The sequence below is a fragment of the Stenotrophomonas sp. SORGH_AS_0321 genome (genome assembly GCF_031453215.1).
GTDB classification, from domain to species: Bacteria; Pseudomonadota; Gammaproteobacteria; order Xanthomonadales; family Xanthomonadaceae; genus Stenotrophomonas; species Stenotrophomonas chelatiphaga.
The window spans coordinates 2,597,020-2,611,499 of record NZ_JAVIZG010000001.1; the positions used below are offsets into that span (position 1 = coordinate 2,597,020).

The 14,480-nt window shown below is 67.1% G+C and carries 12 protein-coding genes and 1 tRNA gene; 1 reads left to right on the plus strand and 12 read right to left on the minus strand.

Translation table 11 applies throughout. The features are described 5' to 3' along the window. Positions 1-24 precede the first annotated feature (24 nt). Positions 25-2,112: a TonB-dependent siderophore receptor gene (locus QE373_RS11630; RefSeq protein WP_309689733.1), complete on the plus strand. Its 2,088-nt coding sequence runs from the start codon at positions 25-27 to the stop codon at positions 2,110-2,112. A gap of 121 nt (positions 2,113-2,233) precedes the next feature. Here the strand turns inward: QE373_RS11630 and QE373_RS11635 are convergent. The 12 genes from QE373_RS11635 to folP all read right to left on the minus strand — a co-directional run bounded on the left by QE373_RS11635 (position 2,234) and on the right by folP (position 14,479). Continuing rightward, a tRNA-Ser gene (locus QE373_RS11635) sits at positions 2,234-2,326 on the minus strand. A gap of 81 nt (positions 2,327-2,407) precedes the next feature. Then, positions 2,408-2,608 carry a carbon storage regulator CsrA gene (gene csrA / locus QE373_RS11640; RefSeq protein WP_057508820.1) on the minus strand — a complete coding sequence of 67 codons (201 nt, stop codon included), beginning with the start codon at positions 2,606-2,608 and terminating at the stop codon, positions 2,408-2,410. A gap of 144 nt (positions 2,609-2,752) precedes the next feature. Continuing rightward, entirely contained in the window at positions 2,753-5,404 is a 2,652-nt protein-coding gene (alaS, locus tag QE373_RS11645; protein ID WP_057508821.1) for an alanine--tRNA ligase, read from the minus strand. 105 nt (positions 5,405-5,509) lie between these two features. Beyond that, positions 5,510-6,004, minus strand: a complete 495-nt coding sequence (gene recX, locus QE373_RS11650) for a recombination regulator RecX (RefSeq protein WP_057508822.1) — start codon at positions 6,002-6,004, stop codon at positions 5,510-5,512. 109 nt (positions 6,005-6,113) lie between these two features. Then, complete coding sequence (gene recA / locus QE373_RS11655) at positions 6,114-7,154, minus strand: recombinase RecA (RefSeq protein ID WP_042615466.1); 1,041 nt, start codon at positions 7,152-7,154, stop codon at positions 6,114-6,116. A 154-nt stretch (positions 7,155-7,308) separates the two neighbouring features. After that, the gene (gene lexA, locus QE373_RS11660) at positions 7,309-7,953 is read right to left on the minus strand and encodes a transcriptional repressor LexA (RefSeq protein ID WP_309686687.1); all 645 of its coding nucleotides are present in this window, start codon (positions 7,951-7,953) and stop codon (positions 7,309-7,311) included. Between the two features lie 695 nt (positions 7,954-8,648). Beyond that, positions 8,649-10,328, minus strand: coding sequence for a 2-polyprenylphenol 6-hydroxylase (gene ubiB, locus QE373_RS11665; protein ID WP_309686690.1), 1,680 nt, complete (start codon positions 10,326-10,328; stop codon positions 8,649-8,651). 36 nt (positions 10,329-10,364) lie between these two features. After that, on the minus strand, positions 10,365-10,859 hold the full coding sequence (locus tag QE373_RS11670) for a CinA family protein (protein WP_309686693.1): 495 nt from the start codon (positions 10,857-10,859) through the stop codon (positions 10,365-10,367). Positions 10,860-10,923: 64 nt separating this feature from the next. Then, a complete protein-coding gene (gene hflX, locus QE373_RS11675; RefSeq protein ID WP_309686695.1) occupies positions 10,924-12,234 on the minus strand; it encodes a ribosome rescue GTPase HflX in 1,311 nt (436 codons plus the stop codon). Between the two features lie 14 nt (positions 12,235-12,248). Next, positions 12,249-12,527, minus strand: a complete 279-nt coding sequence (gene hfq, locus QE373_RS11680) for an RNA chaperone Hfq (RefSeq protein ID WP_042614905.1) — start codon at positions 12,525-12,527, stop codon at positions 12,249-12,251. A gap of 102 nt (positions 12,528-12,629) precedes the next feature. After that, a complete protein-coding gene (miaA, locus tag QE373_RS11685; RefSeq protein ID WP_309686699.1) occupies positions 12,630-13,583 on the minus strand; it encodes a tRNA (adenosine(37)-N6)-dimethylallyltransferase MiaA in 954 nt (317 codons plus the stop codon). Then, entirely contained in the window at positions 13,583-14,479 is an 897-nt protein-coding gene (gene folP, locus QE373_RS11690) for a dihydropteroate synthase (protein WP_309686702.1), read from the minus strand. The genes miaA and folP overlap by 1 nt, the downstream gene beginning before the upstream one ends. Between the last annotated feature and the right edge of the window lies 1 nt (position 14,480).

Sequence of the window (14,480 nt, forward strand, 5' to 3'; positions counted from 1 at the left end):
GCCCCCACCCTGCTTGCCGCAGCGATGCTGCTGGCCAGCCACCCCAGCCTGGCCGCCGACCCTGCCGTGCGCCAGCTCGATTCGGTCCAGGTCACTGGCCGCGCCCAGACCCTCTACAAAGCCACCGACGCCGCCGTCGGTACGCGCACCGATACGCCGCTGGAGTTGGTGCCGCAATCGATCCAGGTGCTGCCACGCGAGCTGATCGACGACCAGGCCGCGCGCCAGGTGACCGATCTGTACCGCAGCATCAGCGGGCTGAGCGTCTACAGCTACGGCAGTGCGACGCTGCGCGGGTTCCGCCAGGACAACGTGCTGTACGACGGCCTGCGCGGCGATCCCTATGCCGGTTTCTCGGTGCCGCAGCTGTTCAACATCGAACGCGTGGAAGTGCTGAAAGGACCGTCCGGCGCGCTGTACGGCGGCGGTGATCCGGGCGGGGTGATCAACTACGTGACGCGCAAGCCCAGCGCCCTGCCCCGGCGCACGCTGCGGCTGCAGGCAGGCGATGCCGGCTTCCGCGCGGGCTCCTTCGAAGCCACCGGGCAGGTCAAGGACCACGACCGGGTGCGCTACCGCGCCGGCATCTACAGCGAAACCGAAGACGGCACGCGCTGGAACACCGACCGCGACGGCGTGATCGCCGATGCGTCGCTTGCCTTCGACGTGGGTGACACCGGCGAGCTGGTGCTGCAGTTCACCGACATCACCCAGCAGCTCGGCGGCAACCGCCTGCGCGGCGTTCCGGTGGATGACAACGGCAGCTTCCTGACCAGCCCCCACTGGAACCACAACGAGTCCACCGACTTCCTGGACATGGACGCGAAGGTCGCGCTGCTGCAGTACCGCTTCGCCCCCGCCGCCAACTGGGACGTGGACCTGGCCGCGCGCTGGTTCGAAAACAACGAGCACCAGATCTACCACGAGCCGATGGGGCTGATCGACCGCGACCGCGACGGGACGGCCGAATGGATGACCCGCCAGCTGCGCAACCAGATCCGTGACAACGATGCGGTCACCCTCGCCGGCAATGCGGTGTGGCGGACGCAGACCGGCGCGATCGCGCACAAGGTGCTGATGGGTGCCGATGTCTACCGCACCGACGCCGATTTCCGTGCGCAGACCGCCAACAGCGCCGACCTGGCGCGTGGCGCCGGACCGGTGCCGGGCATCGACCTGTTCAATCCGGTGTACGGCGTGACCTCGTACCACGATTACGGGCTGGACGGCCTGCCGTGGCGCACGACCCGCACCCGCAGCGACCGCTACGGTGCCTACCTGCAGGATGAAATCGAACTGTCGCCGCGCTGGCTGCTGCTGGCCGGCCTGCGCTGGGATGGCTTCAAGGACACCGACAACGTCGCCGGCACCGCGGTGAAGGGCAATGACCTGAGCTGGCGCCTGGGCAGCACCTTTGTCGTGCGCGAAGGCTTGAATGTCTACGCCAACGTGGCGGCCGGCTTCGTGCCGCAGGCGGCTGCCAACCAGGACCGCGCCGCCGGTGGACCGTTCGATCCGGAGCGCAGCCGGCAGTGGGAAATCGGCATGAAGAGCCTGCTCGGCGGCCGCTGGACGCTCAACACCGCGATCTACCGGATAGAGCGCAGCAACATCGTGCAGAGCACCGGCGAGGTGATTGGCGGCGTCAACCAGATGGAAGCGCTGGGACTGGTGCGCAGCAAGGGCGGCGAGCTGGACCTGCTCGCCGACCTGACCGAGCGTTGGGTGGTGAACCTGAGCTACGCCTACAACGATGCCCGGGTGATCGAAGCCGGCACCAACGGCATCACCGATGCCGCCGGCGGACGCTTCGTCAACGTGCCGCGCAACAAGCTGGGCCTGTGGACGCGCTACGAGCTGCCCGCGCTGAAGTCGGCGGTCGGCTTCGGCGCCGATTACATGGACGAGCGGATCAGCCGCGACGGGCAACGGGTCAAGCCCTACACCGTGTTCGATATCAGCTGGAAGACCCAGTGGCAGCAGTGGCAGCTGCAGGCCAACGTCAAGAACGTGTTCGACAAGGTCTACGCCGCCAGCGGCTTCATTGAACGCAATGGCCACTTCCCGGGCGAGCCGCGCCGGGTCTACCTGCAGGCGTCGTACACCTTCTAGGCGGCTGCGTGGCGAGGTAGCGCCGACCCGGGGTCGGCGCGCGCAGCAGACGCCCGGCGACGCCCCATCTACAGCACAAAAAAAAACGCCCGCAGACAGTATCTGCGGGCGTTTTCGTATATGGCGGAGCGAGAGGGATTCGAACCCTCGATAGAGCTTTTGACCCTATACTCCCTTAGCAGGGGAGCCCCTTCAGCCGCTCGGGCATCGCTCCGGGGTGTTGCAACCGCTGGTGGAGAGGTACTCCGCAGCGGGGACGCGAATAATAGCTTTTTTCGCGGCCGGAGGTAAAGCCTTATTCAGCAGAATCTTCACTGCCGGTCGCAGGTTCATCACCGCGCTGGATGCGCTGGTAGATTTCCTCGCGATGCACGGCGACGTCCTTCGGCGCAGTGATGCCGATACGGACCTGGTTTCCCTTGACGCCGAGCACGGTCACGCTGACCGAGTCGCCAATCATCAGGGTTTCGCCAACGCGGCGCGTCAAGATCAACATGTGGTAATTCTCCATGAAACCGTGTGGAAGGGTATCCCCCACCGGCTTGGCGGTCCGTCAAGGCCCGCCCCACTACGAAGGGAAAAAGATTGCCAATGGTACCGTCAGCCCTCCCGCAGCTTCAAGGCGCGGAAGGGCTGCGGTTCATCCCAGACGCGGGCGGACCCAGTCGACCGCCGCAGCCAGGGCAGTCGCAAGGGCGGGCCCGTCCTCGCCACCACCCTGGGCGAGATCGGGACGACCACCGCCCTTGCCCCCGATCTGACCGGCAATGTGGGACAACAGTTCCCCGGCCTTGACCCGGCCCATTGCACTGCCGTTCACGCCAGCAACCAGCGCGACCTTCCCGTCCTGCGCACCGGCCAGCAGGATCACCGCATCACCGAGCTGCTGCTTGAGGCGATCGACCGCATCGCGCAGGGCTTTTGCGTCAAAGCCTTCCAGTCGGGCGACCAGGACCTTGACCCCGGCGACGTCCTGCGCCTGGCTGGACAGGTCCGCGGTGGCGCCGGCGGCCAGCTTGGCCTTCAGCGATTCCAGTTCACGTTCCAACTGCTTCTGGCGCAGGATCTGGGTGCGGATCTTTTCCACCACGTCGCCGGCACTGCCGCCGAGCAGGTGGGCCGCTTCGGACAGGCGCGCTTCTTCGTCGGCGACGAAATCCAGCGCGCCCTGGCCGGTGACCGCTTCGATGCGGCGCACGCCAGCGGACACCCCCCCTTCGGAGGTGATCTTGAACAGGCCGATGTCACCGGTACGGCTTACATGGGTACCGCCACACAGTTCGGTGGAGTAATCGCCCATTTTCAGCACGCGCACGTTCTCGCCGTACTTTTCACCGAACAGCGCCATCGCACCGAAATCGAGCGCTTCCTGCATCGCCATGTTGTGTACTTCCACGGCGTTGTTGATGCGCACCTGCTGGTTGACCTTGCGCTCGATGATCGCCAGTTCGTCGGCGCTGATCGGCTGGAAATGCGAGAAGTCGAAACGCAGGCGGTCCGGCGCCACCAGCGATCCCTTCTGCTGCACGTGGGTGCCCAGCACTTCGCGCAGGGCGGCGTGCAGCAGGTGGGTGGCGGAGTGGTTGAGGATGGTCGCGCCGCGGCGCTGTGCATCGACCTGACCGGCGAGCACGTCGCCGATCTTCAGGCTGCCCTCGGCTAGGGTACCGACATGGCCATGGAACTGGCCGGCGAATTTCTGCGTTTCGGTCACGTCCACGCGCACGCCACTGGCCGACAGCACGCCGGTGTCACCGACCTGGCCACCGGATTCGGCGTAGAACGGCGTCTGTTCGGTCAGCACGATCACCGCATCACCGGCGGCGGCGGCCTGCACCGGACGACCGTCCTTCAGCAGCGCCACTACCCGCAGGCCATCGGCCTGCAGCGCGTCGTAACCGAGGAACACGGTGGGCTTGAGGGTCGCGACCAGGTCGGCCGGCAGGCTGACGCCGCCACCGAACTTGCCCGCCGCACGCGCGGTTTCGCGCTGCTGTTCCATCGCCACGTCGAAGCCGGCGGTGTCCACGGTCATGTCACGCTCGCGCGCGATATCGGCGGTCAGGTCCAGCGGGAAACCGTAGGTGTCGTACAGGCGGAATGCATCGACGCCGGGAATGACGTTGTTGCTGGCCTTGCCCGCGATGTCTTCGAAGATCTTCATGCCGGCGTCCAGCGTCTCGGCAAACCGTTCTTCTTCGGCCTGCAGGGCGCGGGTGACGGTGTCGGCGGTGGCCGGCAGTTCCGGATAGGCCACGCCCATCTGCTCGACCAGTGTCGGCACCAGCTTGCTGAAGAACGGCTGGCGCACGCCGAGCATCCAGCCGTGGCGCAACGCGCGACGGATGATCCGGCGCAGCACGTAGCCGCGGCCTTCGTTGGACGGCAGCACACCGTCGACGATCAGGAACGAGCAGGCGCGGATATGGTCGGCGATCACCCGCAGCGACTTGTTCTCCAGGTCGGCCATGCCGGTCAGTTCGCTGGCCTTGCGGATCAGCGCCTGGAACAGGTCGATTTCGTAGTTGGTATGCACGTGCTGCAGGATCGCCGCCAGGCGTTCCAGGCCCATGCCGGTGTCCACGCACGGCGCCGGCAGCGGCACCAGGCTGCCATCGGGCTGGCGATCGAACTGCATGAACACCAGGTTCCAGATTTCGATGAAACGGTCGCCGTCTTCATCCGGCGAACCCGGCGGACCACCGGCGATGTGGTCACCATGGTCGTAGAAGATCTCCGTGCACGGACCGCAGGGGCCGGTGTCGGCCATCTGCCAGAAGTTGTCCGACGCATACGGCGCGCCCTTGTTGTCGCCGATGCGCACGATGCGCTCTTCGGGGATGCCGACCATGTCGCGCCACAGCGCGTAGGCTTCGTCATCGGTCTGGTAGACGGTGACCAGCAGGCGGTCGGCCGGCAGCTTCCAGACCTGGGTCAGCAGCTCCCAGGCCCAGGCAATGGCGTCCTTCTTGAAGTAATCACCGAACGACCAGTTGCCCAGCATTTCGAAGAAGGTGTGGTGGCGGGCGGTATACCCCACCTGGTCCAGGTCGTTGTGCTTGCCGCCGGCACGCAGGCAACGCTGGACGTCGGCAGCGCGCACGTAGCTGCGCTTTTCCGCGCCCAGGAACACGTCCTTGAACTGGACCATGCCGGAGTTGGTGAACAGCAGGGTCGGGTCGTTGCCCGGCACCAGCGGTGCCGACGGCACGATGGTGTGGCCCTTGCCCTTGAAGAACTCAAGGAAGTCGCTGCGGATCTGGGAAGTAGTGAATTTGGCGGATGCGGTCATGGGGGCTGGCAGTCTGCGTGCCGGAGGCGCCACCGCCTCCAGCCACACTGGCCAGGGTCGGGTTTCGGACCTCCGAAACCTTGAAGGGTAACAGGCCAGCGGCGCTCAGTCCTCTGCATCGAAGCGGGTGGCACGGCGGATGGTGTCGCCATCGAACCCACGGCGAGCCAGCAGGTCGGCGGCCTTGCGCCGCTGCGGCAGGTCCTGCGGCCCTTCCTCGCCAAACCGGCGGCGCACCAGGTCACGGGCATTTTCGAGGAAATCGCCCTCGTAGCTGTCCATCGCGGCGCTTATCGCCTCACTGTCCAGCCCGTGGGTGCCCAGTTCGGCCTGGATGTGGCGCGGACCATAGCCGCCATTGGCGCGGTTGCGCACCAGGAATTCAGCGAATCGTTCATCGTCCTGCCAGCCTTCGCTGGTCAGCCGGTCGACCGCCGCCTGCGCCTGCTCGGGCTCGATGCCACGTGCAACCAGTTTGCGGCCCAGCTCCTTGCGCGAATGATCGCGCCGCACCAGCAGGCCGAGCGCCCGCTGCAGGGGCGTCAATTCAGGCCGGCGGCGTTTTTTCGCGCCCGGCGGGGCGTCGGGTTCGTCGTGCATGCTCATCCTTCACTCAGCGCCGTCCCTGACGCCACGCCCTGGACCGGCGTGAAAATCCTGCGGGACAGGACGGCGTCACTGACGGCGCCGCCCTGCCCCACAGCATGCCTTACGCTTCGTCGGCGTCGTCTTCGTCGCCGGCTTCCTTCGGGGCTTCAGCCGGCTGGAACTTCTCGCGCAGCTCTGCTTCCAGGCGCTGGGCCACGGCGGGGTTGTCGCGCAGGTAACCGCGGGCGTTGTCCTTGCCCTGGCCGATGCGTTCTTCGCCGTAGCTGTACCAGGCGCCGGCTTTCTCGACCAGCTTGGCTTCCACGCCCATGTCGATCAGCTCGCCCTCGCGGCTGATGCCTTCGCCGTACAGGATCTCGGTGATGACCTGCTTGAACGGCGGGGCCAGCTTGTTCTTGACGACCTTGATCTTGGTCTGGTTGCCGATGATTTCATCGCCCTTTTTGATCGCACCGATGCGGCGGATGTCCAGGCGCACCGAGGCGTAGAACTTCAGGGCATTGCCGCCGGTGGTCACTTCCGGGCTCTGGCCCGGCATCATCACGCCGATCTTGTGGCGCAGCTGGTTGATGAACACGACCAGGGTGTTGGAGCGCTTGATGTTGCCGGTCAGCTTGCGCAGCGCCTGGCTCATCAGGCGGGCCTGCAGACCCGGAAGCTGGTCACCCATCTCGCCTTCGATTTCGGCCTTCGGGGTCAGCGCGGCGACCGAGTCGACCACCACGATGTCCACCGAGTTGGAACGCACCAGCATGTCGGCGATTTCCAGCGCCTGCTCACCGGTATCCGGCTGCGACAGCAGCAGGTCGTCGACATTGACGCCCAGCTTGGCTGCGTAGATCGGGTCCAGGGCGTGCTCGGCGTCGATGAAGGCTGCCGTGCCGCCCTTCTTCTGGCACTCGGCGATGGCCTGCAGCGTCAGGGTGGTCTTGCCCGAGGACTCCGGACCATAGATTTCCACGACCCGGCCCTTGGGCAGGCCGCCGATGCCCAATGCGATATCCAGCATCAGCGAACCGGTCGGGATGATCTCGACGGGTTCGACAACGCGATCGCCCATCCGCATCACCGAGCCTTTACCGAACTGCTTTTCGATCTGGCTCAGGGCGGCGGCCAGGGCACGCTTCTTGTTCTCGTCCATCGTCTTGGTCCTTGGGGAAGTGGTCATCTTTTTAATCGTGGTCAACTCGGGTTCGGGGGAGACTGTAGCGGCCGCGCATCGCACAGGATGAGACGCGCGCCGGGCAAGTCGAACATTATCGCCGCAGACGTCAGCGGCAGCCGCCCCCGGACATTCAACGGTTGGGTCGCAGCAGGCCGCAGTACAGGCCTTCGATGGCGAAATCCTGGTCCGGCAGCACTTCGATGGGGGCGTAATCGGGATTACGCGGCAGCAGCCGGATACGGTCCTTGCCGATCTTCAGCAGCTTGACGGTGATCTCTTCGTCGATGCGCGCCACCACGATCTGCCCGGTACGGGCGTCGCGGGTGCGGTGCACGCCGATCAGGTCACCATCGAAGATGCCCTCGTCGATCATCGAATCGCCCTGCACCTTGAGCAGGTAATCCGGTGCCGGGGAGAAGAACACGCGGTCGAGCACGACGAAGTCGTCCGAGCCGATGTCCGCGCCGATCGGCAGGCCGGCCGCGACACGTCCCAGCACCGGCAGGCGCAGCACGCTGTCGTCCAGCGCCGGGGCGGCGATCTGCTTCACCGCTGGGGCCTGCACCAGGCGGATGCCGCGCGCCTGGCCGGGAACGCGGCGGATGGCACCGGCCGCTTCCAGCGCTTCCAGGTGGTACTGCGCGGCGCGCACGCCCTTGAAGCCGAAGGCACGGGCGATTTCGGTCTGCGAAGGCGGTGCGCCTTCCGATTCGATGCGCTCGGCGATCAGCTGCAGGATGGCCTGCTGGGTTTCGGTCAGGTTCGTCGTGTCCATGGTTAGTAGTAATACTACTAACCTCTGCGTGTCGCAAGTGCCCGCATGGGATTGAAGCGAACGGCGGAGCCCCTCGTGGTGGGGGAATCAGCCGGAATTCTGGGCTCTGGCCGGGCGGTGGGGCTGTGCGGGGGACGGCAAGGACTGCATCCATGCGGGCCTCGTTTCGTGCCATCCATGGCACTCAACGCCCCCGCCCAGCCCCACCGCCCGGCCCTGACAGTGCGCGAGTGGCCCGCCACGTATGGAGAGAAAAAAAAAGCGGTAGCGCCGACCCATGGTCGGCGGCTCTTCGTCGCGGCGCCGGATGGATGCCGCCGACCATGGGTATGCCGGTCGTCCTGACCGGCACCCTGCGGGCCGTCGCAAGCGACGTTGGCAGCGGCTCCTGCCGCTGCCTTCGGCGCTACCAGAGCACAGGGGGACGGGTGGAGGGAGCCCCTGAGTCAGGGGCGGCCGCGAAGCGGCGGGGTGTGGGTGCTGGTGAGAGGGGGCCCGCGGTTTGCGCAGCAAAGCGTGGGAGCGACAGCGCGAATGCGATGGCGTGGTCCCGCGCCATGGATGGCGCGAAACGAGGCCCGCATGGATGCAGTCCTTGCCGTCCCCCATCAACCCCCCCCGCTCGGCCCACCCCCAGCAGCCAGCTTCCAGCTTCCAGCGCCCCACCACGAGGGGCTTCGCCGTTCGCCGGTAGCCTAGCGCCTGCGGCCGCTGCGCCAGATGGAGAACAGGATCCACACCCCGCACAACCCGGCACCGATGAAACCACCAACGCCCAACACCAGCAGCCAACGGCTGGAAAGCCCGCCGACGCTGTGCATCACGATCGAGGAGCCGATGATCAGGGCGGCGGTCACGATGCCCACCACCAGCCGGTTGGCGGCCTGGTTCACCTGGTCGCCGAAGCCCTTCAGTGCATTGGTTTCCACCTTGATCTGCAGGCGCCCACGGCGTGCGGCCTGCACCAGGCGACGCAGGTCGCGCGGCAGTTCACCGGCCAGGTCGAGCATCCCCAGCAGGCTGCGCCGGCCACGCTTGAGAAGCGCGCGCGGGGCATAGCGCTGCAGCACAACCTGTTCGACGAACGGGCGTGCCGCACTGGCCATGTCGAACTCGGGATCGAGCTGGCGGCCCATGCCTTCCAGGGTCAGGAAGGCCTTGATCATCAACGCCAGGTCGGCCGGCAGCATCAGGTTGTAGCTGCGCAGCAACAGGGTGATGTCGGTCAGCATCAGGCCGATGCGCAGGTCCTTCAGTGGCACGCCGCGATAACGGTCGACAAACTGGCTGATGTCCTGCTGCAGGCGTCCCTCATCCACCGCCACGCCGCCGGCCCAGTCCAGCAGGATGTCGGCAACCTGTTCCGGCTCCTGCTCGACCAGCCCGTGCAACAGCTGGGCCACCTGGAAGCGGCGCGATTCGGACAGCGTGCCGATCATGCCGAAATCGATGACCCCGATCCGGCCATCGCGCAGGTAGATGATGTTGCCCGGATGCGGATCGGCGTGGAAGCAACCGTCCTGCAGCACCATCTTCAGCACGATGTCGGCGCCGCGCTGGGCCAGCTGGCGTCGATCCAGCCCGGCCGCATCCACCGCCGCCAGGTCCCGCCCCGCGATGCCGTCGACGAAATCCTGCACGTTCAGGCTTTCGCAGGTCCATTGCCAATGCACCGACGGAATCAGGATGTCGGTGCGGCCGCTGAAATCACGAGCGATGCGCTCGGCGTTACGGCACTCGGCGGCGAAATCCAGTTCGCGCCGCAACGAGGTGGTGAACTGCTGCACCACGTCGGCCGGCCGGTAACGGCGCAGGTCCGGCAGGCGCGCCTCGATGATTTCCGCCAGCCGTGCCAGCAGCCGCAGGTCGGCTTCCACCACGTCGCGGATACCGGGGCGGCGCACTTTCAGCACGACCTCGCGGCCATCGTGCAGGCGCGCGCGATGTGCCTGGGCCAGTGATGCGGCCGCCATCGGCACCTCGTCCAGCCAGGCGAAAACCTGCGCTGGATCGCCGCCGACGTCGCGCTCCAGCTGCTCGCGGATCTGCGCGTAGGGCAGCGCCGGCACCGCGTTCTGCAGCTCGGAGAATTCGGCGATCCATTCCGCCGGAAACAGGTCCACTCGGGTGGCCAGCACCTGGCCGAGCTTGACGAAGGTGGGGCCCAGTTCTTCCATCGCCCGGCGCACGCGCATCGGGGCGGTCAGCGGCGTGCGCTGGGTGTCATCGCCCCAGTGCAGCAGCCGCCCTGCCCGCTCCAGCACGTCGGCCAGGCCGATCCGACGCACCAGGTCGCCGAAGCCGTTGCGGATCAGGACCGAGGCGATTTCCTGCAGGCGGCCGAGGTCACGGACGGTGCCGAGGGTTTCCCACATCGGTGCATGCTCCAGGCGGGGGGAGCGCGCAGCATCTCACAGCTGCGCGAGCAGTCCGTTCAACGCGGCCGAAACCGTCTGGCGGCGGATCGCGTCGCGGTCGCCGTGGAAGTGGAACAGCTGTGCGTGCGCGTAACCACCGCGGCGCTTCCAGCCGATCCATACACTGCCGACCGGCTTGTCGTCGCTGCCGCCACCGGGGCCGGCGATGCCGGTCACCGCCACGGCGATACCCGCGCCGGAGTTGACCAGTGCGCCGGAGACCATCTCCAGCACCGTCTCGCGGCTGACCGCGCCGAGCGCCTCCAGCGTCTGCGCGCGCACGCCGAGCAACCGCTGCTTGGCTTCGTAGCTGTACACCACCATGCCGCAGTCGAAGAACGCCGACGAGCCGGCGATGTCGGTCATCACCTTGGCGATCCAGCCGCCACTGCAGCTTTCCGCGGTAACCAGCTGCAGGCTCGCTGCCTGCAGCGTGCGGCCCAGTTCGCTGGCCAGGCCGGCCAGCAGGTCGTCGGTGGGGAGGGACATGGGGCGTTCCTGCGGTTGGGGAGCCAGCACCTTCCTGCCGTGCAGCAGGGCCGGCCCCGAGGGATTACCACTCCGGCAGCTTTTCAGGCAGCAGCGCCTGGATGGGGGCACCGTCGTCGCCGGCGGCCAGCTTCTCCGCTTCGGCGATCGGGATTTCCACCTGCAGCAGCCAGCCGTCTTCGTCCGCGGTTTCCGCGCGGACCACTTCCAGCTGGTGCAGTCGCGCGCGCAGGCGGCCCTGCGACGGCGGCAGGCGCAGTTCGCCGGTCACGTGCTGCAGGCCCAGGCGCTTGCCCAACGCCGCCTCGAGCACGTCCAGGCCGCGTCCGTCGCGCGCGGAAATCCAGACCCGCTCGCGGCGCGATGCATCGGGAACGCCGTCGTGGCCGTCGTGGCGCACCTCGGCCCCTTCGATGCGGTCGATCTTGTTGAACACCAGCAGCTGCGGCAGGTCGCCGGCGCCGATGGCGGTCAGTACTTCGTCGACCTGGGCAATGCGTTCTTCGCGGTGCGGATCGGCGGCATCAACGATGTGCAGCAGGAAATCCGCTTCGCGTGCTTCAGACAGCGTGGAGCGGAATGCAGCCACCAGGTCATGCGGCAGGTCGCGCACGAAGCCCACCGTGTCGGCCAGCACGACGTTGCCGCCAGGCAGCGCGATGCGGCGCACGGTCGGGTCCAGCGTGGCGAACAGCTGGTCGGCGGCGTACGCCTCCGCACCGGTCAGCGAATTGAACAGCGTGGACTTGCCGGCGTTGGTGTAGCCCACCAGGGCCACGCGCGGCAGTTCGCTGCGCAGGCGCGCGCGGCGCATCTGGGTTCGCTGCACTTCGACTTTTTCCAGCCGCTTCTGCAGCTGCTCAACGCGCTTCTGCAGCAGCCGGCGATCGGTTTCCAGCTGGGTTTCACCCGGTCCGCGCAGGCCGATGGAACCACCGCGCTGGCGCTCCAGGTGGGTCCAGCCGCGGATCAGCCGGGTCGACATGTGGCGCAGCTGCGCCAGCTCGACCTGCAGCTTGCCGTCGTGGCTGTGCGCACGCTGGGCGAAGATGTCCAGGATCAGCCCGGTACGGTCGATCACCCGCCGTTCCAGGATTTTTTCCAGGTTGCGCTCCTGGCCCGGCGACAAGGCATGGTTGACCAGGATCAGGTCGGCGCCGGTTGCATCGGCAGCGGCCTTGACCTCTTCCAGCTTGCCACTGCCGATCAGCGTGGAGGGGTTGGGGCGGTCGATGCGCGCGGTGATGGTAGCGGCGATGCTGGCACCGGCCGAGCGTGCCAGGTCGCCGAACTCTTCGAGCACGTCCTCTTCCAGCTTGCCGAAATGGGGCTGGATCAACAGGGCGTTTTCACCCTTTTTCGAGCGATCAAACACGTACCACTCCAGGATTATTCAATGGATTCATCACCCGCCGGTTGGCCATCTTCATTGGCCTGCACGAAACCACCGCCCGGACCGAGCTTGACGTTGCGCGCCGGCACCACGGTGGAGATGGCGTGCTTGTAGACCATCTGGCTGACGGTATTGCGCAGCAGCACCACGAACTGGTCGAACGACTCGATCGTGCCCTGCAGCTTGATGCCGTTGACCAGATACACCGAAACCGGCACGCGCTCGCGCCGAAGTGCATTCAGAAACGGATCCTGCAGCGATTGCCCCTTGGACATTGCTAACTCCTGATTATTGTTTTTATGGGTGTCGGCAGATGCCACGGCCCCCCAGCCGCCCACCGACAGGTCGATGGTACACGGCAGGCGCCCGGCACGCTTTCAGGACGGGACGAAGGCGGACACCGCCGCCATCAACCGCTGCCCCTCTACATGGGGGTCGAACCAGCGCGCATCAAGTTCGCCGCGCAGCCAGGTGAGTTGCCGCTTGGCCAGCTGGCGGGTGGCGAAGATCGCCCTGTCACGGAACGCGGCGGCACCGTGGTGGCCGTCCAGGTACTCCCAGGCCTGCCGGTAGCCCACCGCACGCACCGCCGGCAGGTCCAGTGGCGACGCCACCGCGGCCATCGCGGGCAACGCCCGCAGCGCCCGCACTTCCTCCAGGAAGCCATGTTCCAGCATTGCATCGAAGCGCTGTTCGATGCGCTGGTGCAGCACGCCGCGGTCGTGCGGTGCGAGCACCAGCTTCAGGGCGCGTACCGGCAGTCGACCCTCGCCGGGCAGCCGTTGCCAGGCGCTGATCGGCCGGCCGGTCAGCCGGTAGACCTCCAGCGCCCGCTGTATGCGCTGTGGATCGGTGGCATGGATGCGCGCGCCGGCCTCCGGATCCACCGCAGCCAGCTCGGCGTGCAGCGCCGGCCAGCCGCGCTCGGCGGCCTCGGCCGACAGCTGCAGGCGGGTGGATTCGTCGGCCGGTGGCATCGGCGACAGCCCTTCCAGCAGGGCGCGGAAATACAGGCCGGTTCCCCCCGCCAGGATCGGCCGCTTGCCGCGGGCGATGATGTCATCCACGGCAGCGCGTGCGGCACGCGCGAACTCGGCAGCGGAAAACGACTGCCATGGATCGCACAGGTCCAGCAGATGGTGCGGTGCCTGCGCGCGTTCGGCGGCATCCGGCTTGGCCGATCCAATGTCCAGATGGCGATACACCAGCGCCGAATCGACGCTGACGATCTCCCCGTCCAGCCGCCGGGCCAGGTCGATCGCCAGCGCGGTCTTGCCGCTGGCGGTCGGTCCCATGACCGCGATCGCCAGTGGCCGACGGTCCTCTGCCATCAGCCTTCGTCCGGCCAGCGGATCGCGGGCGCGGCGTCTTTGCGCGGCGCCGGCACGGCATCCACGGCGGCCCACACCTTCAAGGCATCCACGGTGGCGGCCACGTCGTGCACGCGCACGATCCGCGCGCCGCGCTGCACGGCCACCAGATGCGCGGCGACCGACGCAGCCACGCGTTCGGCAGGCAGTTGGCGGCCGGTCAACTCACCCAGCGTGCGCTTGCGCGACAGGCCGACGAGCATCGGCACGCCCAGTTCGAGGAAGCGTTCCGAACGTGCCAGCAGGGTCATGTTGTGGTCCACGCTCTTTCCGAAACCGAAGCCCAGGTCGACCACCAGGTTCTTCTTCGCGATGCCGGCCATTTCAGCGGCAAACAAACGCTGGACCAGGAAACGATGTACCTCGGCCACTACGTCGTCGTAGTGCGGATCAGCCTGCATGCTGCCGGGCTCGCCCTGCATGTGCATCAGCACCACCGGCACGCCGGTGTCCGCAGCGGCCTCCAGTGCGCCGGGCTGCCGCAGCGCGTGGATGTCATTGATCATCCCGGCGCCGGCCGCCACCGCCGCACGCATCACTTCCGGCTTGAAGGTATCGATGCTGATCGGCACCGTGGTGCGGGCGGCGAGCTGTTCGATGACCGGCAGGACGCGGCGCAGCTCTTCGTCCAGCGGCACCGGCTCGCTGCCGGGGCGGGTGGATTCACCGCCGATGTCCAGCAGGTCGGCGCCCTCCTCCACCAGCTTCAGGCCGTGGGCGACGGCGGCCTCGACCGTGTCGTGCTGGCCGCCATCGGAAAACGAATCCGGGGTGACGTTGACGATGCCCATCACCCGCGCACGATCAAGGCGCAGCATGCGGCCGGCACAATCGAGCTGCGGAGAAATGTCGAACATG